Annotated in this window: 23 protein-coding genes; 14 read left to right on the top strand and 9 right to left on the bottom strand. The window is 72.2% G+C overall.

Features of this window, described 5'->3' with window-relative positions; genetic code table 11:
- Positions 1-37 precede the first annotated feature (37 nt).
- Positions 38-1,186: a hypothetical protein gene (locus ACIBK6_RS04165; RefSeq protein WP_399048612.1), complete on the bottom strand. Its 1,149-nt coding sequence runs from the start codon at positions 1,184-1,186 to the stop codon at positions 38-40.
- 511 nt (positions 1,187-1,697) lie between these two features.
- Between ACIBK6_RS04165 and ACIBK6_RS04160 the strand changes: the two genes are divergently transcribed.
- Positions 1,698-2,216 carry a two-component system response regulator gene (locus ACIBK6_RS04160; protein WP_399048611.1) on the top strand — a complete coding sequence of 173 codons (519 nt, stop codon included), beginning with the start codon at positions 1,698-1,700 and terminating at the stop codon, positions 2,214-2,216.
- Between the two features lie 39 nt (positions 2,217-2,255).
- Here the strand turns inward: ACIBK6_RS04160 and ACIBK6_RS04155 are convergent, their stop codons facing one another.
- From ACIBK6_RS04155 to ACIBK6_RS04145, 3 genes are all read right to left on the bottom strand, one after another.
- Positions 2,256-3,596, bottom strand: coding sequence for a sensor histidine kinase (locus ACIBK6_RS04155; RefSeq protein WP_399048609.1), 1,341 nt, complete (start codon positions 3,594-3,596; stop codon positions 2,256-2,258).
- A gap of 1 nt (position 3,597) precedes the next feature.
- Positions 3,598-4,338, bottom strand: a complete 741-nt coding sequence (gene cseB, locus ACIBK6_RS04150) for a two-component system response regulator CseB (RefSeq protein WP_399048607.1) — start codon at positions 4,336-4,338, stop codon at positions 3,598-3,600.
- Between the two features lie 85 nt (positions 4,339-4,423).
- On the bottom strand, positions 4,424-5,404 hold the full coding sequence (locus ACIBK6_RS04145) for an endonuclease/exonuclease/phosphatase family protein (RefSeq protein ID WP_399048605.1): 981 nt from the start codon (positions 5,402-5,404) through the stop codon (positions 4,424-4,426).
- A gap of 396 nt (positions 5,405-5,800) precedes the next feature.
- Here ACIBK6_RS04145 and ACIBK6_RS04140 point away from each other — a divergent pair, with 396 nt between their 5' ends.
- Positions 5,801-6,178: a hypothetical protein gene (locus ACIBK6_RS04140; RefSeq protein ID WP_399048603.1), complete on the top strand. Its 378-nt coding sequence runs from the start codon at positions 5,801-5,803 to the stop codon at positions 6,176-6,178.
- Here ACIBK6_RS04140 and ACIBK6_RS04135 read toward each other — a convergent pair.
- The 3 genes from ACIBK6_RS04135 to ACIBK6_RS04125 all read right to left on the bottom strand — a co-directional run bounded on the left by ACIBK6_RS04135 (position 6,146) and on the right by ACIBK6_RS04125 (position 7,495).
- Complete coding sequence (locus tag ACIBK6_RS04135) at positions 6,146-6,409, bottom strand: CBS domain-containing protein (protein ID WP_399049297.1); 264 nt, start codon at positions 6,407-6,409, stop codon at positions 6,146-6,148. The genes ACIBK6_RS04140 and ACIBK6_RS04135 overlap by 33 nt on opposite strands.
- 220 nt (positions 6,410-6,629) lie before the next feature.
- Positions 6,630-7,130 (bottom strand): hypothetical protein, encoded by a 501-nt coding sequence (locus ACIBK6_RS04130; RefSeq protein WP_399048601.1) that lies wholly within the window; start codon positions 7,128-7,130, stop codon positions 6,630-6,632.
- 140 nt (positions 7,131-7,270) lie between these two features.
- Complete coding sequence (locus ACIBK6_RS04125) at positions 7,271-7,495, bottom strand: hypothetical protein (protein WP_399048599.1); 225 nt, start codon at positions 7,493-7,495, stop codon at positions 7,271-7,273.
- Between the two features lie 282 nt (positions 7,496-7,777).
- Between ACIBK6_RS04125 and ACIBK6_RS04120 the strand changes: the two genes are divergently transcribed.
- The gene (locus tag ACIBK6_RS04120; protein ID WP_399048597.1) at positions 7,778-8,815 is read left to right on the top strand and encodes a DUF4185 domain-containing protein; all 1,038 of its coding nucleotides are present in this window, start codon (positions 7,778-7,780) and stop codon (positions 8,813-8,815) included.
- Between the two features lie 126 nt (positions 8,816-8,941).
- Complete coding sequence (locus tag ACIBK6_RS04115) at positions 8,942-10,960, top strand: NB-ARC domain-containing protein (RefSeq protein ID WP_399048595.1); 2,019 nt, start codon at positions 8,942-8,944, stop codon at positions 10,958-10,960.
- Between the two features lie 26 nt (positions 10,961-10,986).
- Here ACIBK6_RS04115 and ACIBK6_RS04110 read toward each other — a convergent pair whose 3' ends face one another.
- Positions 10,987-12,768 (bottom strand): translation initiation factor 2, encoded by a 1,782-nt coding sequence (locus ACIBK6_RS04110; protein WP_399048593.1) that lies wholly within the window; start codon positions 12,766-12,768, stop codon positions 10,987-10,989.
- Between the two features lie 104 nt (positions 12,769-12,872).
- Here ACIBK6_RS04110 and ACIBK6_RS04105 point away from each other — a divergent pair, with 104 nt between their 5' ends.
- The 4 genes from ACIBK6_RS04105 (at position 12,873) to ACIBK6_RS04090 (ending at position 14,674) form a co-directional block, all read left to right on the top strand.
- Positions 12,873-13,328: a hypothetical protein gene (locus tag ACIBK6_RS04105; RefSeq protein WP_399048591.1), complete on the top strand. Its 456-nt coding sequence runs from the start codon at positions 12,873-12,875 to the stop codon at positions 13,326-13,328.
- A 141-nt stretch (positions 13,329-13,469) separates the two neighbouring features.
- On the top strand, positions 13,470-13,754 hold the full coding sequence (locus ACIBK6_RS04100) for a hypothetical protein (RefSeq protein WP_399048590.1): 285 nt from the start codon (positions 13,470-13,472) through the stop codon (positions 13,752-13,754).
- On the top strand, positions 13,736-14,149 hold the full coding sequence (locus ACIBK6_RS04095) for a DNA-binding protein (protein ID WP_399048588.1): 414 nt from the start codon (positions 13,736-13,738) through the stop codon (positions 14,147-14,149). Before ACIBK6_RS04100 ends, ACIBK6_RS04095 begins: the two co-directional genes overlap by 19 nt.
- Positions 14,150-14,416: 267 nt before the next feature.
- The gene (locus ACIBK6_RS04090) at positions 14,417-14,674 is read left to right on the top strand and encodes a hypothetical protein (protein WP_399048586.1); all 258 of its coding nucleotides are present in this window, start codon (positions 14,417-14,419) and stop codon (positions 14,672-14,674) included.
- Positions 14,675-14,874: 200 nt separating this feature from the next.
- On the opposite strand, the gene ACIBK6_RS04085 is transcribed toward ACIBK6_RS04090, so the two are convergent.
- Positions 14,875-15,522, bottom strand: a complete 648-nt coding sequence (locus tag ACIBK6_RS04085) for a DNA-binding response regulator (RefSeq protein ID WP_399048585.1) — start codon at positions 15,520-15,522, stop codon at positions 14,875-14,877.
- 218 nt (positions 15,523-15,740) lie between these two features.
- On the opposite strand from ACIBK6_RS04085, the gene ACIBK6_RS04080 reads away from it, so the two are divergent.
- The 6 genes from ACIBK6_RS04080 (at position 15,741) to ACIBK6_RS04055 (ending at position 22,569) form a co-directional block, all read left to right on the top strand.
- Positions 15,741-16,187: a helix-turn-helix domain-containing protein gene (locus ACIBK6_RS04080; protein WP_399048582.1), complete on the top strand. Its 447-nt coding sequence runs from the start codon at positions 15,741-15,743 to the stop codon at positions 16,185-16,187.
- A 198-nt stretch (positions 16,188-16,385) separates the two neighbouring features.
- Positions 16,386-16,982 (top strand): toxin, encoded by a 597-nt coding sequence (locus ACIBK6_RS04075; RefSeq protein ID WP_399048580.1) that lies wholly within the window; start codon positions 16,386-16,388, stop codon positions 16,980-16,982.
- 52 nt (positions 16,983-17,034) lie between these two features.
- Complete coding sequence (locus tag ACIBK6_RS04070) at positions 17,035-18,267, top strand: MAB_1171c family putative transporter (RefSeq protein ID WP_399048578.1); 1,233 nt, start codon at positions 17,035-17,037, stop codon at positions 18,265-18,267.
- Between the two features lie 251 nt (positions 18,268-18,518).
- A complete protein-coding gene (locus ACIBK6_RS04065) occupies positions 18,519-19,712 on the top strand; it encodes a S8 family serine peptidase (RefSeq protein WP_399048577.1) in 1,194 nt (397 codons plus the stop codon).
- A 230-nt stretch (positions 19,713-19,942) separates the two neighbouring features.
- Positions 19,943-20,647, top strand: a complete 705-nt coding sequence (locus ACIBK6_RS04060; protein ID WP_399048575.1) for an ABC transporter ATP-binding protein — start codon at positions 19,943-19,945, stop codon at positions 20,645-20,647.
- Positions 20,644-22,569, top strand: coding sequence for an FtsX-like permease family protein (locus tag ACIBK6_RS04055; RefSeq protein ID WP_399048574.1), 1,926 nt, complete (start codon positions 20,644-20,646; stop codon positions 22,567-22,569). Before ACIBK6_RS04060 ends, ACIBK6_RS04055 begins: the two co-directional genes overlap by 4 nt.
- Positions 22,570-22,714: the final 145 nt, after the last annotated feature.

Below are 22,714 nucleotides of genomic sequence, written 5' to 3'. Positions count from 1 at the left end.
GGCCGGGACCCTGCGCACGGCCACATGTGGCCCCGCCTCACCGGGCTTCGGCCCGCCGTCCGCCCCACCGGGCCACCCCCTCCTCGCCACTCCGCTCCCCCTGCCGTACACCTCCGCCACCGGGGGACCGCGTCAGCGCGCCCAACACCCAGGCCGTGTACCGCTGTTCGGTCACCACGTACACCGGCGTCGCCCCATCCCGGCACTCCACCACCTGGGAGCCGGGGGCGGGGCGGGGGCCCGGGTCGGTCCAGTAGGGCGGGCGGACGCGGACGGGGGTCAGGGTGCGGGGGACGGGATGGCGGGCGAGGTGGCCGGTCGGGTCGGGGGTGGAGGCGAGCAGGCCCGGGGCGGCCACCAGGTATCCGAACCCCTCGTGGCTGTACGGGACTTCACCGAGTACCCGGCCCGGAAAGCACTCCCGTCCGGCGGGTAGCAGCGGGGTCACCCTGATGGTGTCCGTGGTGCGGCGGCGGTGCCGGCGCGTGAGCCAGGCCGCCCCGGCCAGCACCGGCACCGCCCCGGCGGCCGTGAGCAGCAGGGCCGTCGGCACCCCGCCGGCCACCCATGGCGTACCGAAGGCGCAGCAGGCGAGCAGCAGCGCGGAGGCCAGCGGCACGGTGAGGCGCCAGGGCTCGGCCGCGGGCGGCTCGGTGGCGCGCTGGGCCCACCAGTGGGCGCCGCGCAGCGCCGCGCCGCCCACGAAGAGCAGGACGAGCGCCGCGGCGAACGGCAGCCGGTAGCCGCCGCGCGGATCCGCCGAGGTGTACTGGCGCAGGTCCCGGTACTCGACGTATCTGATCTCCCCGTGCCAGTACGTGAGTTGGGCCATGGCGCCGGGCTGGACGGCCGCGAACACCGGGGTGCTGCCGTCCATCTTGACCCGGAGCGGCGCGGGGGCCTGCGGCCCGTTCGGTACGGGGTCGAAGCCCAGCCAGTAGTAGGTCGAGCGGTGTTTGTGATCGGCCACCACGGAGGTCACCGTCGCCGCGACGGAGTGCCGGCACTCCGCCGAGACCCGCACGACCGGGCAGCCGGCCGCCGACGCGAACTCCCGCTCCTCGTCGAGCGCGCGGGGCACGGTGACCAGGAACAGCCAGCCGGCGCCGAGCATGAGCGCGGCGCCGAGCGCCGCGGCGACGAGGGCGGCCGGGCGGTTGCGGCGCTGGGGGGCGGGTCCGCTCATCGCTCGCCGCGCCTGGCCGCGTACCGTACGAAAGGGGATGACGAGATCATCATCCGGTCATTCTGGAGGTTCCCGACGATCAAGTTCCGCACGGTGGGCGGTGGTTCAGACCATTTTGCGGGGCACGCGCGCGACCTGCGGAACCGTCCCGGATGGGCCCTTTCGGCCAGTCCTGCACACCCCGGAACGGGGCCCCATATGTGTATTCATCGAATCACCCGTAGGTGTGATCAAGTACCGCGAATGAGCCCGTGGCACTTGCGTGTCGGCGCCGGGCGGTGCCAAGGGGGCGGACAACCGGGGCCGTCGACACCCTGCTGTTCCGCACCGCCCGGTGCGAGAATTCCCTCCACGCGAAACCGGCCGACGGGCATGTGCGGACGTTCCGGACACATGCCCGCACCCTGTGCATTCCCCACGTGCACACGACAGTTGTGCTCTCCGACTGCGTACGAGCCGCCGTGAGCGGGCATATGCCCAACCGGCGCTCCCGAATGAAGGTGATGGGGCCATGTCCGCGGACATGAAGGTGCTACTGGTCGACGACCACGAGGACAACCTGTTCGCCATGGAGAGCATCCTCGCGCCGCTCGGCTACCCGCTGGAGCTCGCGACCAACGGGGACGCGGCGCTCAAGGCCGCCCTCCACGGGGGCATAGCCGTCGCGGTCCTCGATGTGGTGATGCCGGGCGTGAGCGGCCTCGACGTGGTCCGCTACCTGCGCCGCCTGGCCCAGACCCAGCTGATCCCCGTCATCCTGGTGACCGGGATGGACCAGAACAACAAACTGGCCGCCGAGGCCCTGCGTCTGGGTATCGCCGACTTCCTGCTCAAGCCGCTGGACCCGTGGGCCCTGCGCATCAAGGTCCAGTACCTGTACCGCACGAGCGTCCTCCTGAGCGCCCCCCTCCGTCAGCAGACCCTCCGCAACCACCCCACGGACCCGCCCCAAGCCCCCTCCGGCCACCGCCGGTTGCGCCCCACCGAAACCATCCGCATTCCCTGGCAGCCGGAGGAACCGCCGTTGTGATGGCGGCGGCCCGCCTTCCCGCGATCGGCGGACCGGGCCTCAGGACCGGCGCGGCAGCCGCAGCGCGGCGATCGCTCCCCCCGCCCCCGGAGCGTTCGACAGGGTCAACTCGGCGTCCAGCAGCTCCGCTTGGGCCTGGGCGATGGTGAGGCCCAGGCCGTGGCCGTGGCCGCGTTCGGGGGCGGCGGTGCGGAAGCGCTGGGGGCCGTGGGCCAGGAGGTCGGCGGGGAAGCCGGGGCCGTGGTCGCGGACCGTGATCGTCGTGCCCTCGACCGTCACCTCCACCGGCGCCGCACCGTGCCGGTGGGCGTTGAGGACGAGGTTGGTGACGATGCGGTCCAGGCGGCGCGGGTCGGTCTCGGCGACCGGGTGGCCGGTCACCGAGATGTCCGACTCCAGGCCCGCACGCCGTACGGATTCCGTCACCAGGTCGCCCAGCGGCACCAGTTGGGCATCGGCCTCCTCGGCGCCCGAGTCCAGGCGGGAGATCTCCAGGAGGTCGTCCACGAGGGCGCGCAGCACCTGGACGCGGTCGCGGACCAGGTCGGTGGGCTCGCTCTCGGGGAGGAGGGAGGCGGAGGTGACGAGACCGGCGAGCGGGGTGCGCAGTTCGTGGGCCACGTCGGCGGTGAAGCGCTGTTCGCTGCGCAGCCGGTCCCGCAGGGCGTCCGCCATGAGGTCGACGGCGGAGGAGATGTCGCTGATCTCGTCGTGGCCGCGCCCGCCGGTCCTTGCCTCCAGGTCGCCGCCCTTGATGCGGCGGGCGGTCGCGGCGACGCGGCGCAGCCGCCGGAGCACCAACTCGGCGGCGAGCAGGGCGAGCGGGACGACGACGGCCAGCGTGGCGATCGCCGCGTACCTCATGTGCCGGTCCAGGGCCTGGAGGCTGAGCGTCTCGGTCGTCGTGCTCACCCTGACCGCCAGCGCCCGGCCGTCGACGCGGCTCGCCGCCCACATCCAGCCCTGGGTCGGCTTCCGGGTGTCGTACCAGTTCACGGGCGGATGGCCGGAGGCGAGCCGGGACAGCAGCGGATCCGGCAGCTCGTCGTCGACGAGGTAGCCGCGAGGGCCCGGCGGAGGCGGTTTCTCACCCCGGAACTCGGCCTCGGCCGAGACCAGTTCGGTCAGCGCCTGCCCGCGGAGGATGCTCATCGAGCGGTCCTCGGTGGTCCGGTGGACCAGGATCCCGATGCCCAGCGCCATCGCGCAGGCCGCCGCCGCGACCCCCGCGGCGATCTTCCAGCGCAGGGACAGCGGGTTGGCGAGCCGCCGCAGCGCACCGCCCTGGTGCGCGTCCGCGTCCGCGTCGGCTCCGTATCCGTATCCGTATCCGTATCCGTATCCGCGTCTGCGTCGCAGGTCGGCGTGTCCGCGTCGCATCTCAGCGCCGGAACCGGTAGCCGAAACCGCGGACGGTCTCGATGTGGTCGGCGCCGATCTTCTTGCGCAGCCGCTGCACCGCCAGATCGACCACCCGGATGTCGCCGTCCCAGCCGTAGTCCCACACCTCGCGCAGCAGCGTCCGCCGTTGCAGGGCGATGCCCGGGGCGGCCGCGAACTCCAGGAGCAGCCGTAGTTCGGTCGGGGCGAGCGCGAGCGGCCGGTCGTCGAGGCGGACCTCCAGGCCGCGGGTGTCGATGCTGAGGTCGCGGAAGGTGAGCACGCTGTCGGCATCGGCCGGTGGCGGGTCGGCCGCGGTGAAGGTGGCCCGCCTCAGCAGCGTACGGATCCGGGCCACCAGGACGTTGGTGTCGACGGGTTTGACGACGTAGTCGTCGGCGCCCGCCTCCAGGCCGGCCACCACGTCCAGCGCGTCGCCGCGGGCGGACATCATCAGGATGGGTGCCTGGCTGGTCTCACGGATCCTGCGGCACAGCCCGATGCCGTCGAGGTGCGGCAGCATGATGTCGAGCAGCAGCAGATCGTGCCCGCCGTCCCGGAACATCTCCAGGCCGGTCAGACCGTCGGGCGCCGCCGACACCTGGTAGCCGTAACGGTCCAACGCCATCCCGACGGACCGGCGGATCGTCTCGTCGTCCTCGACCAGCAGTACGTGGACCGGGGGGACTGGGCCGGGGCCGCCGTGGTGCCGGCCCGCCGCTTCACTGTCGCGCTGTCGCATGCCGTCTCATCCCGTCATCACCTGATTGGGTACGGAACTGCTCACGCGCATCCCGCCGTACGAAGAGGTAACCACTGCCCGCGCCTCACAGACGCAGCGCCGCCGCGACCGGCAGATGGTCGCTCCCGGTGCGCGGCAGGGTCCACGACGAGGCCGGGGCGATGCCCTTCAGCAGGATCTGGTCGATCCGGGCGACCGGGAAGGCGGCCGGCCAGCTGAAGCCGAAGCCGTCGCCCGCCTCGTCCTGGGCCGACCGCAGCTGAGAGGTCACCGGCCCGAGCGCCCGGTCCCCGGTGCTGCCGTTGAAGTCGCCCACCACCACGACCCGGGGCAGCGGTTCAGCCCGTACGGCATCCGCGAGCCTGCCCGCCGCCTCGTCGCGCCGCGCCGTGGTGAAGCCGACGGCGGGCAGCACCCGGACCGAGGCGAGGTGGGCGACGTACACGGCGACCGGCCCCTTCGGGGTGTCGGCGGTGGCCCGCAGGGCGCGGGTCCACGGCATGATCGCGACCGGCCGCACGTCGTGCAGCGGGTACGTGCTCCACAGCCCGACCGTGCCCTGCACCGAGTGGTACGGATAGGCGGCGTCCAGGGCGCGCTCGTACGCGGGCGCCGTGTGCGGGGTCAGTTCTTCGAGGGCGAGCAACTGGGGTTTGGCGGCGGCCAGTTGGCGCGCGGTGCCGGCCGGGTCGGGGTTCGCGTCGTTGACGTTGTGGCTCACCACGGTGAGGTCCCCGCCGCCGGACCGCTTGTCCATGAGCGTGCCGCCGAACAGAGCGCACCACACGACGGCCGGAAGCAGCACGGCGACACCGGCGGTCGCGGACCGCCGCACCGCCGCGAGGGCGAGCAGCACGGGCACGCTCAGTCCCAGCCAGGGCAGGAACGTCTCAAGGAGGCTGCCGGGGTTGCCGAAGACGTTCGGCACCGCGGAGTGCGCCGCCATGGCCAGCGCGCACAGCACGGCGCCGACGGCGATCAGCCGCCCCCGCCGCCAACCGACCTTGTGCGTCCGCGTAGTTGAGCCCGGCGCTTCGGGGCGCGGGCGATGGGCGAGTGTCGTCATGACGGCACGCTCTCCTTGCTGCCGGGGCAGCCGGACAGCACCCCGGCGACGCCCTCGACCTCGATGCTCGCCCGCCCCCGGACCCGCCCTCCCCGGCCCGCCCCAGCAGCACGCATCCGACCAGCACCCACCGCCAACCACCTCTCCCAGCCCGCCCGGCGCACCCGGGAACCGGGTACGTCCCGAAGCCTGGGAGAAGACCGCGTCCGGCAGATCAGGACGGTGCGTCCGGCAGCGCGCGGATTTGTGTCAGCCAGGTATCAGGCCGGGTGTCGGGCCGGGTATCAGGCGAGGTACCAGGTCGGGTGTCGGGGCGGGTGTCGGGCCGCTGGAGACGGGGGCCGAGTACGGGAGCGCGGACGGGAACCAGGGCCGCCCACCCCGCGTCCCACCCGCATGAATCGACGCCCCGGCCAGGCACTGGCCACCGCGTTCGTCCTGCTCGGCGGCGGTCTCGCGGTCGCCGCCTGCGGGCATGCGGGGGCCTCCGCGTCCGCTCGGCCCATCACGGGACCCATCGTCCTCGGCGCGGACGGGCGGACTCTCAGCGCGCGGATCACGGTGGGGGGATGCGAGGAGGGCCAACTCGCGGGAGCCGAGGGCGACTCCACCGTCAAGCTGACCCTCTCGCTGATCAGGCACCAGAAATCCGGCGAAGTCTGCCCGGCCTACGTCAAGGTGGGCGACGTGAGCTTGACGCTCCGGTCTCCCCTGGGCAGCCGCACGGTAGTTGACGGTACGTCAGGGAACGAGCCGGCCGTCGTCAGGCAGTAGTTCGCCCGCCGGCCGCGGCCCGCGGGGAGTGCGCCGGAACGGGGTGAGGACGCGTTCGGCGTGCTGCTCCTCGTGCAGGTCGACGCGGCGCGCCTCCAGCAGGTGGCGCAGGCCGAGGATGCCCTCGACGCGGCCCGGTTCGTCGCGCGGGACGACCACGACGCGGGTGACGTCGTGGGCGGCCATCCGGTTGGCGATGACGCGCAGCGTCTCGTCGGGGTGGGCGGTGATCGCGGGGCGGGCGAGCGCGCTCAGCGGGCGGGGGTCGTCCGGGGGGGGCCTGGGGGCAGGGGGCTCACGGGCTCATGGGCTCGGGGATTCGGGAGCCGAGGCCCGGGGTGCTGGGTGGGGCTGCGGTTTGCGGAGCTCAGGGGTGCTGGGCGGCTGCGGGTTGCGGAGCTCAGGTGCTGGGTGGCGGCGGGCCCATGGGGCCCTGGGGCTGGGCGGCCGCTCAGGCCGGAGCGGCACCCACCTCTTCCCCGCACCACGCGCAGAAGCGCGCTCCCGCTTCCGCCCGCATCCGGCCGCACGCCGGGCAGACCCGTTCCATGGCGCACGGCGCCTCGCCGCCTTCCTCGGTGGTGGCGGTTCGGCCGCCGATGGTCAGGCCGGGGCGGCGCCGGTGGACGGTCAGGTAGGCCAGTCCGCGCGGACCCGCGAGCAGCCCGCGCCGCGCCGACTTCGGCAGCCACGCCACGACGCCGGGCTCCAGCGCCTGGAGGCTCACACCGTTGTCGAGTTGCCCGGTGCCGTCGACGACGACAAGCAGCACGTCCAGTTCGGCCTCGACGTGCCCGGGGACGGAGCCGCCCGCGGGCAGCCGCACCAGGTTGGCGTCGAGCTGCCGGTCCTCCTGCGCCAGCCGCCACAGCGCACCACGCTGCCCCTCGTCGGCCTCGGCGAGGCGCGTGGCGAGAGCCACCAGCACCTGGGACGTCTCCTGCCCGGACAAGCTGCCTCCTCTGAAACCCACCCCGGAGGCTGCGCCCCGGCCCGAATATTGCACCATGCCGGCGAACGGGCGCTGTCCCCCCGGGAGTTGATGTTCCGTCCGCCCTCGGGCTGACGATCCGGTCCGCATCTGAGGGGACGTCAGGTGGGGTGCTCCGGACCTGGCGTCCTGGGCATGACCAGAATCCGTCGCACCGCCGCAGCCGCGGTGCCCGCGCTCGTCCTGCCGGTGCCGATCGCCGGGGTGGCAGCCGTGGCACCCAGCCCCACCGCCGCCACTTCTTCCGCTTCTTCCGCGGCCTCGCCCGCGTTCGGCGTCCCGGAACTGCCCCGCCCGACGGGCCCGCATGCGGTCGGGCGCAGCACGCTGCACCTTGTCGACCAGCACCGCCAGGACGCGTACGCCCGGCGGCGGAGGACCCGAAGGGGGCGAGTGTCTGGAGTGACTGTGGTGTTGCCGCTCCGGACGCGTGGACCTGCGATATGAAGCTGCCGTTCCGGTATTTCGCTGTCTGTTTCCGAGCGGGGAGTGTTCGTGCGGGTCGGTGAAGTCGGCGGTGTGCTGGTCGGTCTGCACGGTGCGCGGTGCTGAGCAGGTCGGCGCTGCTCCGGACGGCAGCCGGAGCTCTGATGGCGGGAGGTTCGTTGGTGGGCACGTCGCCTGGCGCGCGGGCCGCGGGCGGGGTCGGATCCGGCGGCCGCCGCAGCGGGACGGACGCCCTCGTGGTGGCCAAGGTCGGTGATCTGACCGGTCCGGGGATCACGACCCGGTTCCGGATGGAGGCGGCCGATCTCGGCATCCCCGTCCGGACTCCGGACGGGCGGCTGCTGTTCGTGTTCGGCGACACCTTCGAGGAGCCGCGGGTGGGCGGCGGCTGGTGGCGCTCGCCCGTCGCGCTGTACGCGTCCATGCCGGACGGCGGGGAGGTCGTCTGGACCGGCGCGGTGGGCGGGAGGTATGCCCAACAGCTGCGCCCGTACGACGACGACAGAGCGGGCATGTTCACCGTGCTGCCCACCGACGTGATCACCATCGGCGCCGACATGTTCCTCCATGTCGCGATGCATCGGGGCTTCGGGAACGTGGCGGGGAGCGAGATCTGGCGCTCGCACGACTCGGGCGCGAGCTGGCACCGTACCGCCGCCCGGTTCCCGGGAGGCCTGCACAGCGGACTGTTCCAGCTGCTGACCTGGGGGCTCGGTAGCGACGGCTACGTGTACGTGTACTCGACCGGCTTCCAGCGCGACAAGCCGGTCATCCTCCACCGGGTCCCCGCCGGCGACATCACGGACCCGTCCGCCTACCAGCCGTGGGGCCGACGCGACGGCATCTGGGGCTGGGGCAACCCTCCCACGCCGGTCCTGGAGGGGAAGTTCGGCGAAATGTGCCTGCGCCCGCTCGCGGGCCGATGGGCTCTGACGTGGTTCAACGCGGGTGACTACCGGATCGACGCAGCCGTCATGGACACCCCCATGGCGGACCTCTCCACCGCGTACCGCAGGACGCTGATCCGAGGAGGAGCCTGGGGGCACGAGGACGATACGCATGTGGCCCAGCTGTACGGCGGCTACATCATCCCGGGCTCGACTCTCAACGACCTCCGCCTGTCGGTCAGCCAGTGGAACACCGCTGCCGGATGGCCGTATCGCGTCATGCAGTTCCGCGTCCAAGGGCTCACGGGCTGACCAGCGAGGGCGACACCCCGGGCCCGGGGTCTTCGGCTTACACCGGACGCCGGGCGGTGAAACTCTCTAGAGTGCATGATCGTCAGGTGGTGCGTGCAGGGCGCCGCAGATGGTTGAGGGGCTGTTGTGAGGGTCGAACTTCCGCCGGGGCCGGTGTACTTCGTCAACCGTGACGAGGAGCGGGAACGCGCTTTGCGCGCCGTGACGGAATGGCGGGGCCGCTCCCGTCCGCTGGTCCTGTCGTTCAGCGGGCCCGGAGGTTTAGGAAAGACGGAGCTGGCCGTCCTGATTGCCCGCGCGCTGCTCGACCGCCAATCCTTTCCCGATGGTGTGCTGTCCGTCGACCTCGACGACTTCCGGGTGGACGGCGTTCTGGACCCCGGTGATGTGCTCTCCCAGCTGCTGACTTCCCTCGATGCGGAGCCGGACCAGGTCCAGGCCTCATACGCGGCTCGGTGCAAGCAGTACTGGACCAAGACCTCCGAGGCGAAGCTGATCCTGCTGCTGGACAACGCGCGCTACGCCTCGGAGGTCCTCCCGCTGCTTCCGGCGTCGGGCGACAGCGTGGTGATCGTCACGAGCCACGGTCCGCTCCACGACCTCGAAGCCGGAGCCGCGGTGGATCTGGCGCTGCCGCCGCTGGAAGAGCAGGCGGCGGCGGAGCTGCTTGAGCTGATCGCCCGCGATCACCGGCTGGCCGCCGACCCGGAGGCGGCGCGGGCGGTGGTCCGGTTGTGCGACGGCCTCCCCGCGGCGCTGCACGTGGCGGGCCGGTGGGTGCGCGCGCACCGGCTGCGCCCGCTCTCCCGTATCCTCGCCGATCTCCAGGCCGAGTTGGACGAGAAGGGCGTGTCCGGCGTCGAGCACTTCTCGGACATGGTCTACGCCGATCTGTCCCGCCCGGCGGCCCTGCTCTACCGGCTGCTTCCGCATCATCCTGGTGAGACGTTCACGCTCCACTCCGCCACCGCGCTGTCGGGACTCGGCCCGGACGCCTGCGAGGACGCCCTGGAGGAGCTGTACCGGGCCGGATTACTGGACCTGCGTCGGCTGTCGCTGACGGAGGCCGGCCAGCTGAGGCTGCCGGGATCGCAGCGCGGGCACGCCTTGCGCCGGTCCCGCCGCGAGGCGGCCGAGGGGGAGGTGGCCGAGGCACAGGTGCGGCTGCTGCGCTGGTTCGTACGGCAGGCTCAGCTGGCCGACCGGTTCGCCGCCGGCCGCCGGCTGACCGTCGTGGATCTCTTCGACCCCGTTCCCGGCGCGCCGGACGTTCCACTGGAGGATCCAGCGGCGGTCGCGGACGACGAAGCACGGGCCGAACGCGCCGAACGAGCGGCGCGCTGGCTGGACGAGGAACGCCATGTGCTGTTCGGCTGCTCGCGCCTGGCCCACGGCCGTGGGATGGACACCGAGGTCGTGGCCCTGTCCGAGCCGGTGTGGACGCATGCGCTGGACCACCCCCACCAGTCCGAGGTGATCGAGCTCTTCCGGCGCACCGTCGACTCGGCGGTCCGGCACGGGGGGTACGCGGGGTTGCTGGTGCGCACGCGCTGCCAGCTGGCCAGGTCGCTGTGGGAGGCCGGAGAGATGGGCGAGGCCGGGGTCCAGCTCGACCGCGCGATGTCCGCCCGTGGTCTGTTGGAGGACTCCGACCGGGACCGCAAGCTCGCCGCCTCGGTCGTCGAGCACTGCGGCATGCTCAAGGGCGCACGCGGTGAGTGGAGTGCGGCGCTGGCGGACTTCACCGTCTCCCGCGACATGCACCGGGCGATCCCCAACCCCTACGGCGTCCTGCTCCTGACCTATCGGATGGGCGAGGCGAACGCGAAGGTGGGAGACCTTGAGACGGCGCATCGTCTGCTGAGTGAGGCGCACACCGGGTTCGTGGCCCAGCATCGCGAGAGGCTGATCGGGCGTTCGGCGTTCGCCCTCGCGGGCGTCCTCCACAGGCTCGGGCGTACGAGCGAGGCCCGTGAGCTGTACCAGCAGGCGCTAGGGCGGGCCGGCCGGCGGCGCTCGGGCTTCGACCGGGCACGCGTCCACGACGCCCTCGCCGACCTGGACACGGCCGAGGGGAACGTGGCGGATGCCGAGGAGCACCGTACGGCGGCGCAGGCCCTCCGACGGCGCAACGGCCTGGTCTAGACCCGGATTTCGCACGAGATCCGGGTCTAGATCACTTGCGCCTCTTCGGCTTCCGTGGCCGGACGGAGGGTGATGTGGAAGGCCCGGTCACCGATGAGGCAGGTCATTCGGGTCGGGCCGGCCGAGAGGGGCGCAGCGGAGACCAGCCGGGCGTGCGCGGCCGACAGCGCGACGGCCGGGTCGATCCGTACGATCCGGCCTTCCTCGGGCCGCGGCTCGACCTGGACGGCGTACGTCTGCTCATGACCGCGGACTCTGAGCAGGCATCGACCGGACGCCGGCAGCACAGCGGCCGCACGGCAGCCCGGGTAGGCGGACAGGGCGTGCCGAGTCCACCCGTCGGCGGTCCAGGCCAGGTCCACGGGGGCCGCGGAGGCCGGGAGCGGGCGACGGTACAACAGGCCTGCGGAACGGACGAGTCGCTCATCGGCGGCGCCGTGTTCCACCGCCAGATGATGGCCGGGCGGCCCGGTGCCGGCCGGGTGCCGGGTGATCCGGACACCGGCCGCCGTGGCCTCCACCCGGACGTCGAACGCCGCGGGGACACGCGCGGCGGGCGCGGGCGAGGGCAGCAGCCGGGGTGCGACACGGTGGACGGGAGGCGCGAGACCGAGCAGGGCGTAGACCTCGGTGCGCAAGAGGCCCGCGGCTTCACCGTGGCGCGCGAACGCCATCCGAGCGGCGGTCTGCCCGGGACCCGGCCGATACGCCCGCAGGGCGTCGACGATGTCCTCGGCGCGGCCCAACCGCGGTACTCGCCGCAGGAGTACGTCCATGGGGCTGCCGGGGATCAGCTCGCCACCGGCTCGGTGGACGCTCACGACGGGGCGGTCCTGGGCGGCACAGTAGTACAGCGCCGCTGATCCGTGGTCGGTGACCAGGGCATCGGCGGCGATCAGTACGGAGGCCCACTCCTCGTGCGGATCCGGGAGGATCATCCCCGCATCGAGGGCCGGCGCCAGGCGTTCGGCCAACTCGTACGTCCCGAGCAGGCTGCGTTCATTGGGATGGATCACGAGCGCCAACTGGTATTCGTCGTACGGGAGTTGGGCGGCAAGTCGAGCAGGCAGGCCGGGGTGTTGCCGGATGAGGGACTCGGGCCCCCACGTGGAGACCAGGACCAGCAGCTCGCGGGCCCCGGTGCCCAACGCGGCTCGGTAGCCCTCGCGCAGGGACGACGAGGCGAGGACGCGCTCCAGAGTGGGGTCGCCGATCACCTTCGCGCGCCGGGCGGCCTGCGGGTTCGTGGCGGCCAGCCTGGCGATCTGCTCGGGATGGGCCAGGGCGTGCAGCGCTATCGGGGCGTGGCGGTGGTTCCGGCGCAGATACGCCGGGTCCAGTCCGGACGCCGAGTCGGCCGAACCGTCGCCGGGGATCGACTTGTTGAAGCCCGCGCCGTGCGGCAGGAGGACCTGCGGACCGCGCAGCAGACTCAGGTCGCCTTTCGGGCTCGCGGCGATGACCAGGTCGTACGTGTGACCGCCGGCTTCGCTCCATGGGACCGTGCGGCCTCCGAGGGCGTCGATCGTGGAGAGGGCGTCGGCTCCGAAGTCCGAACCGGGGATGAGGGTGAACAGGCGGGTGATCCGGTCGTCACCGGAGAATATGGGGAGAACGTCGAGCAGGCGATACAGGGCTACCGCCGATCGAGCCGCGAACAGAACCGTTCGCCCGTCGCCCGTCGCCCGTCGCCCGTCGCCCGTCGCCCGTCGCCCGTCGCGCGAAGTTTCCAGTTTACCGGCAACCGGCGGGCGGAGACAGCTGTTTCCGCAGGTCAGGGCAGGTTCATCCGCGTCGTCGGGCGACATGATCCGATCCTATCGGACGCTGTTCGCAGGTCGCTGAGAGTGATCCACGCCGCACATTCGGCAAGGGGGTGTGGGATGCCTTGGCCGATCGCGAAGATGGCGGCATGAGTGACTGGGGAATCGCGCTGATCGCCGCGGGGGCGGCGGTCGCGGGCAGCGTCGTCACCGGCTGGTACACCCGCAGCGCCGGCATCCGGCAGGCCACCGCGGCACGGCACGCCGGCGACCGCCAGGCGGACGCCCTGCTCGAATCTGTTCGCATGACGCTCCGCGCCGAGTCCGGGCACCGCGAGCTCGCCCTCCGCCGCCAGAGCTACGCGGAGTTCCTCGGAGCCGCGGAGGCCAGGATCCTCACCGAGCGGAACGGGCGGGGGCAGGCCGACGACGACGTCCTGCTGCAACGCGCCCTGGGCGGCGTGCTCCTGGAAGGCCCGCCGGATGCCGCCGCGGCGGCACAGCATCTCGTCGACTGCCTGCGACGCCATGAGCGGCCGGACGAACTGAAACGGGCGAAGCTGGCCTTCGTCTCGGTGGCGCAGGAGCACTGCCGACCCCGGTGACCTCCGTATCGCTGCGGCGAGCAGTCCCGGACGTAGGGGAATGAGACCAGAACTGAGACCGCGCGATCGAGATCAGGCGGGCCTGCGAGGTGATCCCACGATCGCCGCGCCAGATTCCTACTTCTTTGATAATCTTGATGCATGAGTGAGACGCCGTACAGCATCGGTGAGGGGCCGGCGACCAGGGTCAGCCTCTCGCTTCCGGAAGGAACGGCCGAGGCCATCCGGCAGCGGGTGGGCAAGCGCGAGTTCTCCGCGTTCATCGCGGCGGCGGTCGAGCGCGAGCTGCGAGGCCAGATCCTGGATGAGTATCTGGCCGACTACGAGCGCCGTCAGGGGCCCATCTCGGAGCGGGAACAGGTGCGGGCGCGTCAGGTCTTCGACGAGGTGTTCGCCGAGGAGGGCGAGTGGCCCGCCGCAAGTTGAGCCACGAAGGCACCCTCGTTCTCGACTGTGAGGGACTGTCGAAGTTCGTCAACGATCACGAGTCGGCGGTCGCGCTGGTTGCCGAGGCACGCAAGCGTGGCATGGAAGTGGTGATCAGCGCGCTCACCATCATCGAAGCCACCCACCGCCGGACGGACAAGGCGAGACTCGCGTGGGTGCTGTCCGGGGTGCGTATCGTCCACATCGGGGATGAGGAAGCCAAAGCTGCCTCCGCGCTACTGCTGAACACCGGCCTGCACGGCCACACATGCGCCATCGACGCGGTCGTCGCCGAGATGGCGCTGCGGCAGCAGCGGCCGGTCGTGATGCTCACCTGCGACATCGACGACATGGCGAAGCTGTGCGGAGACCGGGTGCGTCTCGTCGCGGTCTGACTCCGCCGCTGACGGGCTGGTTTCCCAGGGACGGAAGCGCGACTTCTCGAAGGGGAGGTGCTGATTTCGTGGGCGGTGGGGCTGGATGAAGTCTTGGCGCTGACGAACGGGCTGGTGAACGCCGTCATCGACCTGAAGAGCGGCGGCGGCAGCAGGTGCTGGCCTGCCGGAAGCCGCCGTGGGTGCTCGGTGACCTGTCCGCGGTCGAGGGTGGGGTCACCAGTGCGCGGGTGGTGGCCGTGACGCGCCACTGGAGGAGAGCCGGCAGTGCCGGACGCTCTGATGACGGCAGCGTGCCGTCGGCTGTGGCGGCTCGGCACCCGTACGGCCCGGGAGGCGCCCGCCGTCGACATCGCGGCGGTCGCCGCAGCACGTACCGCCGGGCGCCCGGCTGAAGACGAACTGCCGCCCGAGGGCGGCTGGGAACTAGAGGACGGCTGGGAACTAGGGGACGTCCGGTGGATCATGGCCGGGGTCGCGGCGGCTGGCACGGCACCTCGCCGCGTTGCCGAAACGACCCGATAGCTCCGCCCTCAAGGCCTTAAGGGCCAGAGGGACCCCTATTCAGGCCGCTCCGGCGCCTTGCGATGCACCGCACCAGCCTGCAGGGCCGTCGCGTACCCGATCCGCGTTGCCGATCTCTTCTTGCGACGACGAAGCCATGGCGGCCAGTATCCGCATCTCAACGGTGGTACGGAATGCCACCCCCGTCCGCGCTGTGGCACTCAGAGCCAGCCCTTGCGGCGCGCGATGCGCACGGCGTCCAGGCGGTTCCTGGCGCCGGCCTTCTGGACGGCGGACAGCAGATGGTTGCGTACGGTGCCGGCGGAGAGATGGAGATGCCGCGCGGTCTCCTCGGGGCTCTCCCCCTCGGCCGCGAGCCCCAGGATCTCGTTCTCGCGAGGGGTCAGCGGATTCGGGCAGTGCGCGCTGCCGAGGACGGCGACGTCCGGCCCGACGACCCGCTCCCCGGCCTGCAGCCGTCTGATGGAATCGATCAGTACGTCCGCCGAGGACGCGTCGGAGATCACCCCGGCCGCGTCGGCCGCCAGCGCCCGCTGCGCTCCGCCTGCCGCGAGGCCGCCGACGACGAGCAGGACGGGACAGTCGTAGAAGAGCCGACGGATTTCACGCAGGGATTCCATACCCGCCCGGTCGCCGGCAGGCAGCAGGAGCACCAGCACGTCCGGGCATTCGGTACGGCCCGGAGCTATGGCCGCCGCATTCTCCGCCTCGCCGAGGACCCGCATTCCCGGCCGGGACGAAATCATCGCGACAATTCCGCTGCGGGGGAGCGCGCCCCGCGCCAGGACGAATACCCCGATGGTTTCCGCGTCGCGGCCGAGTCTGGTTTCTCCTTCTGTGATGCTCACAGTTTTTCGCCCCCTAGCCAGAGAAGTTCGCATACCTGCCGTGCCGACGGGTCGTCGACCAGTGGTTTGAGCAACTGACCTTTCCAGCAACATGAGTTGATGGCTCACCCTCGGGACGCTAGGTCGCCCGCCCGCGCCCTGTCAACTGATATGGATAGGCCGCGCCATCGACTACTACGCGGGTGGAGCGCTAGATTGACGCGGAACGGAGGTGCGCCTTGACCGATTCCGAGGACGCGGGCGGGCGTACGCTCGCCGCCAAGCTGAACCACCTGTTTGAGACAGTCCTGCCGGCCGGCCGCGGTCCTTACGGCACCGAAGAGGTCGCCCGCGCGATCACCTCGGCCGACGTGTCCATTTCCGGCAGCTACATCTGGCTGCTGCGCAAGGGGCAGCGCGACAACCCCACCCTCAAACACCTGGAAGCGCTCGCCCGCTTCTTCGGCGTGCCCCCGGCCTACTTCTTCGACGACGAGGTGACGAAGGCCGTCGACGGCGAGCTGGAGCTGATGGTCGCCCTGCGGTCCGCCGGGGTGCAGCACGTGGCGCTGCGCGCAGCCGGCCTGTCACCCAGGAGTCTTCGGACCATCAAGGAGATCATCGAGCGCGCCCGCGAGCTCGAAGGGCTGCCCGGCGGGACCGACCCCGAGCCCGCCGACGAGTAACCGGCTGAAGGCCGAAGGCAGTTGCCTTTCGGCCAGCGCGTCGGGCAGTCGGCGGGCCGCGGCGGTTAGCATCGCCGAGGGCTCCTGACCGCGGAAGCCCAGCCAATTTCCGCATTGGCTCCGAGGCGTTTGTGGAGGGTGCATGCCGCAGAAACTGCAAGCTCCGGAGCAGCCTCTCAGCAGAGAATTGCTCCGGGGGTGTCCGGAGAGCAATTCCAGCCGGCCGTCGTGAAGCTCCCCAATTTATTCCGGGCCGCGCGCAGCCGATCCGTACGCAAGGAATTCCAGCTTCTCCGGCGGACTTCCGAAGAACTACTGGCACGCCTGGACCTGCCCGACGGCAGCGACATCGCCACGCTCATCGACCGGCTCAGCGTCGAGCGCGGACGTCCGATCAAGATGGTCTCCCTGGCCCTCGGCGCGGGCCGCCCCTGCGGGCTCTGGCTGGCGACGGAGGCCCTCGACCTCATCGTCGTCGAGGCGCGGACCGGTCCGCTGCACCGGGACCACATCGTCGCCCACGAACTGGCACACATGCTGTGCTGCCACTCCCGCTCCCCGGGGCTCGACCCGGACAGCATCGGGCTGCTCCTGCCCAGCCTCGATCCCCGGCGCGTCCTCGACGTGCTCGGGCGGACCAGCTATCCGACCCAGGAGGAGCAGGCCGCGGAGATCGTCGCCTCGCTGATCCTCGAACGCGTCACCCGCCCGCCGAAGGAGCCCCGCTGGCCGGTGCCCTCCGGCGACGCGGCAGCCGTCGCCCGCATCGACCAGTCCCTGAAACCACCGCACTGAGCCCGACGCCCCGCTGCGGACCCCTCATCCGCCACCAGGACCTGGAGGAGCTGTGCCCGGCGTCAAGAGCGTGGTCTTTCCGGTGTGCGCCGCGATCTGCGTGCTCGCCCTGCTCTACAAGCTGCGCGACGTGCGCAGGCACCCGCGCGATCCGGCGCTGATCGCGCTGCTCGTCGCGTTCTCCTGCAAGGCCGCCTCCTTCGCCCTGTCCACCCCACGCGTATCGGCGGCCGTGGACGCCCGCACCGGCGTTCCCGACCTGGGTGCGCTCGGCATCCATCTCCTGGGCGGCGTGGCATCGAGCGCCGCCATCCTCATCGCCATCGCGTACTGGGTCCATCCGCCGCAGCAGGCCCGTCGCCGAGCGGTGAGGCTGTTGGCGAGCAGTGCGCTGTGTGCCGCGGCGATGCTCACGATGTGGGTGGTGGCCGACTCGGGGACGGGCCCCCGCTCCCCGCACTACCTGCTGCAGAACGCACACCGCCCGGCCGTCACGGTCTACCTCCTCGTGTACGTCGCCGCCTTCGGCACCGGCATGGTGGAGATCATCCGGCTGTGCCGGCGCTACGGGCGGGTGGCCGGACGCCAGTGGCTGTGCCGGGGCCTGTACACCACGGGGATCGGCGCGAGCGCGTACCTCGTCTACTGCGTCCACCGCGCCTCGGCCGTCATCGCCGTGCAGCTCGGGCTCGACCCGCTGCGCTGGGAGCTGACGACGCCGCTGGCCAACAGCATCGGCATCTCGTTCCTGGCCGCGGGGCTCACCATGCCGTCCTGGGGGCCGAAGGCCTCCGACCTGAACCAGAAGCTGCGCAACTTCGCCAACTACCAGCGGCTGCACTCCCTGTGGCGCGCGCTGTACCGGGCGAACCCGCACATCGTCCTGGAGCCGCGGCCTTCCACTCTGCTCGCTCGCATCCGGCCCGGGGACATCAACTACCGGCTGTACCGCGAGATCATCGAGATCCAGGACGGTCTCCTTGCCCTTCGGCCCTACATGGATCCGGCCGTGAGCGAACGGGCCGAGCGGGATGCCCGCCGGGCCGGGCTGAGCGGGGAGGGACTGAACGCCGCGGTGCAGGCGACCGCCCTCACGCACGCCCTGACGGCCAAGAGCGCCGACCGGCCCGCCGAGGAGCCGGCAGAGGCGGCCGGGGCCGTCGAGCCGTACCCCGCCGGGCGCGGGGACTACGGGGCGGAGGTGGCCCGGCTGCTGAGCCTGGCGCGCGCGTACGCCACCCTCTCGTCGCCGCAGGACTCATCCCGCAAACGGAGCACTGCGTGAGGTATCGCAGGAGTTCCGGCCGCCGGCTGCGGCGGCACCCGGCCGAGCGCGAACGGCTGGTCGTTGCAACGAAGTTCCGAGCAGGCGCTGAAGAGGCTGGGGCACTGATCCGGCCGAAGGCCGCGTACAGACTCGTGGATATTCCACGATTCGGGCGCCGGGCCGCGCTCTCGGCCCCTCGCCGTTCGATCATTGCGGTAGCAAGGGGCCCTGAGCGGGCGCTGGTTGGGGCCGAGGAGGCGGGAGCGGGGATGAGGCGGATGCGGAAGTCCGGGCGGTTCGTGGGCCGGCGGCGTGCCATCGTGCTGCCGGCCGCCCTGGGAGCGCTGCTCGCCCCCTGCGTCCAGCCCGGGTTCGCGGCCGCGCGGCCCCCCGCCAAGGAGCCGTCGATCGCGGTGCCCTACCGGGCCGCGGAGCTGTGGCGCCAGGGCGTCACCGGCAGGGGCACCACCGTCGCCGTGCTGGTCTCCTTCGGCGATCCGGGCATCGAGAAGTTCATGGCCGAGTACGACAAGACCTACGACCTGCCGCCCGCGGACATCCGCCGTATCGAACCCGTCGGGAAGGTGCCGTCCTGTACTGACCCCGGGGTGAACACGGAGAACTGCCGGGCCTGGGAGTCGGAGACCCGTATCGACGTGGCGATGATCCACTCGCTGGCGCCCGGGGCCCGCATCGTCGTCGCCGCGACTCCGGTCGACGAGACGCAGGGCGAGACGGGCATGCCCGAGATGATGCGGGCCCTCGACCACATCACCGAACACGGGCTCGCCGACGTCGTGTCCATGAGCTTCGGCTCGCCCGAGGAGAACTTCCGCGACCCGAGGTCGATCCCGCGCTACGGGAAGAGTTTCGACCGGGCCGCACGGGCCGGGATAACCCTGGTGGCGGCGTCGGGGGACCACGGCCCCACCGGACCGCTGCGCGACGCGCCCGACCGCACCCACTCCCACCGGGTGGTGGCCTGGCCCGCCTCCGACCCGCGGGTCACCGCCGTCGGCGGAGCGCAGCTGCACGTCGACCCCGAGGGGCACCGGACGGCCCCCGACACGCTGTGGCCGAGGACCGGGGCGGGCCATTCGGTACGGTTCGCCCGCCCGGCGTGGCAACACCGCCTGGGCTGCCCCGACGTGGCGCCGGGGCGCTCGGTTCCGGACATCACCATGCAGGGGGCCAGCGGCACCTCGCAGTCGGCGCCGCTGTTCGCGGGCGTGCTCGCCCTCGCGGCGCAGCTGCACGGCGGCCGGCTCGGCAACGTCAACCCCGCGCTGTACCGGCTCGGCCCGCTGGGCGCGGCGGCCGGGATCACCGACGTCACCCGGGGCAGCAACGACTACGGCGGGGTGCGGGGGTTCACCGCCCGCGCCGGCTTCGACACCGCGAGCGGCTGGGGCACTGTCGACCTGCCTGCCTTCACCCGCGCCCTGGCCGCGGCCGTGCGGTGAGCGGATCCGGCCGCGAGGCGAGAAGAGTGGCCACGCCCACTAACTATGCTCGGAACAACGACAGTTGAGGGACATCGTGCCCCCTGCGGCACACCGGTAGGAGCCTCGCGCAAGAGAGGGCAGGCGTGGAACAGCACGGCAGCACGGAGACCGGACGTACCGGGGACTTATCCGGGGCGCACCCCCGCACCGCGGGCGGGGACGAGAAGTGGGCGGTGCGGCTGAGCGGGGTGACCAAGACGCACGGGCGCGGCCGCACCGCCGTGACGGCGCTGCGGGACGTCTCCACGCAGCTCCCGTACGGAACGTTCACCGCGGTCATGGGCCCCTCCGGATCCGGCAAGAGCACCTTCCTGCACTGCGCCTCGGGCCTTGAGGCGCCGGACCGGGGCGCGGTCGAGATCGGCGGCCGGGACCTGGCAGGGCTCAGTGAGACGGCACTGACCGAACTGCGGCGCGAGCGGATCGGCTTCGTCTTCCAGGGCTTCAACCTGCTGCCCGCGCTCACCGCCGAGCAGAACATCACGCTGCCGGTGCGCCTGGGCGGCCGGCGGCTGCGGCTCGATGGGGTCTGGCTCGACCAGCTCATCGAGTACACCGGCCTCACCGACCGGCGCGGACACCGGCCGAGCGAGCTGTCCGGCGGCCAGCAGCAGCGCGTCGCCATCGCCCGCGCGCTGGTCACCCGGCCCGACGTCGTCTTCGCCGACGAACCCACCGGTGCCCTGGACACCTCCACCGGCCGCATGGTGCTGCAACTGCTCCGCGACCTCGTGGACCGGACCGGCCAGACGGTCCTGATGGTCACCCACGACCCGGTGGCCGCCTCCTACGCGGACTGCGTACTGCTCCTGGAGGACGGGCGGATCACCGAGGCGCTGCGCTCCGCGTCGGCCGAGGCGATCGCCGAACGCATGGCCCGGCTGGGAGCGTGAGCACCGTGCTGTTCCAGCTCGCCTGGCAGACCGTGCGGACCCGCAGGACCGCGTTCGCCGGTTGCTTCGTCGCCATGATCTGCGCCCAGACGCTGGTCGCTGCCTGCGCGGTGCTGCTCCAGTCCGGCGCACGGGCGCCGTCCGCCCAGGGCGGCCAGGACGTGGTCTCCTTCGCGGTCCCGTTCGGGTTCATCTGCCTCTTCGTCGCCTCGTTCGCGGTCGCCGGCGCCTTCTCCCTCGCCGTACAGCAACGGACCCGGGAAATCGCCCTGTTGCGGGCCATCGCGGCGACGCCCCGGCAGATCCGCCGCCTGATCGCGATCGAGGCGCTGGTGGTGACCGCGGCTTCCGCGGTGCCCGGCTGCGGACTCGGCGTGCTGCTCGCCGCGGCCATCCGGGCCAGGCTCGCCGCCCAGTCGATGATCCCGGACGCCTTCGCCCTGGACTTCGGTGCCGTCGCCCTGATCTGCGCCGTCGCGGTGTGCTGCGTGACCGCCGAGGCCGCCGTGTGGAGCAGCGGCCGGCGGGCCGCTCGGGTCCGCGCCGTTCAGGCGCTCGGCGAAGCGGCCGTGCCGAGCCGCCGGGTCGGAGTGCTGCGCACGGGTACGGGACTTGCGGTGCTGGTGGGCGGCGGCTGGGGCCTCTTCGCGATCGCGGGCTCCCAGGGGTCCGACGCGGCCAACTCGGCGGCGGGCATGGTCATGGTCCTGATGGTGGCCGTGGCCCTGCTCGCCCCCTGGATCGGCCGATTGGCGGGCGCGGCGCTCGGGCTGCTGTGCCGCGTGCTGTTCCCCGGCGTCGGCTTCCTCGTCCGGGCGAACCTGAACCTCGGCCACCGCAGGCTGGCGGCGGCGGTCGTGCCGCTCGCCCTCACGGTCGCCTTCGCCGCGGTCGCCCTGTTCGTCCCGCAGATGAAATGGCACGAGGTGCAGCGCCTCGACGACCGCCGGATCGTGGCCGACCACATGGTGCGGGCCTCCGGCGGCCTGCCCGCCGCCGCGCCCGCCACTGTCGGCCAAGTCCCCGGCGTGGCCGCGGCGATCGGGGTGTCCAGCACCTTTGTGCGGGTGCTGCTCGGCGACGGTCCTGCGCCGACCGGGCCGGGTGCGGTGGCCACGGCCGTCACGCCCGGCCCGCTCGGGCAGGTGCTCGACCTGGGTACGAGCGCCGGATCCCTGGACCGGCTCGGCCGCGACGACATCGCGCTCAGCGAGCGCATGGCCGGGCGGGCCCACGCGAAGGTCGGCGACGAGGTACGCCTCGAAATGGAGAGCGGCCGCACCGAGCGGGTGCGTCTGGCCGCCGTCTACACCCGCAGCCAGGGCTTCGGCGACGCGGTCCTGAGCGGGCAGCTCGCCGCCGCCCACAGTCAGGACGGCCCGCCCGCCGAGGACTTGGTGTACGTGCGGTCCCGGCCGGGCCAGGACCGGGCCGTGGCCGACGGCCTCGACACGCTGCAACGCGCCCACCCGGCCTGGCGGATGCTGGACCGGGCCGGCTATCGCGCCGAGGCCCAGCGGCAGCAGGACGCGTCCATGACGGTCACGTACCTCCTGCTCGGCGTGATCACGGTCTTCACCTCGATCTCGGTGGTCAACACCCTGGTCATGACCACGATGGAGCGGTCCCGGGAGTTCGCGCTGCTGCGCCTCGTCGGCGCGACGCGCAGACAGGTGGTGCGCATGATGCGGCTGGAGACGGCGGTCACGGTCCTGGCGGCGCTGCTGGTCGGCGCCGCCGTGGCGGGCGCGGTCCTGACTGCCTTCAGCCGGGCCCTGACCGGCTCGGGCACCCCCGATCTGCCGGGCTCCACCTCGGCCCTGATCGTGGCGGGCGCGGGTGTCCTCGCGCTCGCGACCGGCGTGGCGGTGACGCGCATCGCGTTGCGCGAGCGCCCCTCGGCGGCGTTGCGCGGCGCGTAGCCGGCCGAAGTGCGGCGGTCCGGGCGGAGCCAGTCCGCCCGGACCGCCGCATTCCTGTTTTCCGGCACTTGCCAAAGGCGCTCGCCCATGGGTAATCCACGGGGAGAACCATGGATTATGCGCTGGTGAACCATTGCCTCGGTAT

It is taken from the genome of Streptomyces sp. NPDC050485 (genome assembly GCF_044458185.1).
In the GTDB taxonomy this organism is placed as follows: Bacteria; Actinomycetota; Actinomycetes; order Streptomycetales; family Streptomycetaceae; genus Streptomyces.
This window is presented reverse-complemented; position numbering and strand designations above follow the sequence as displayed.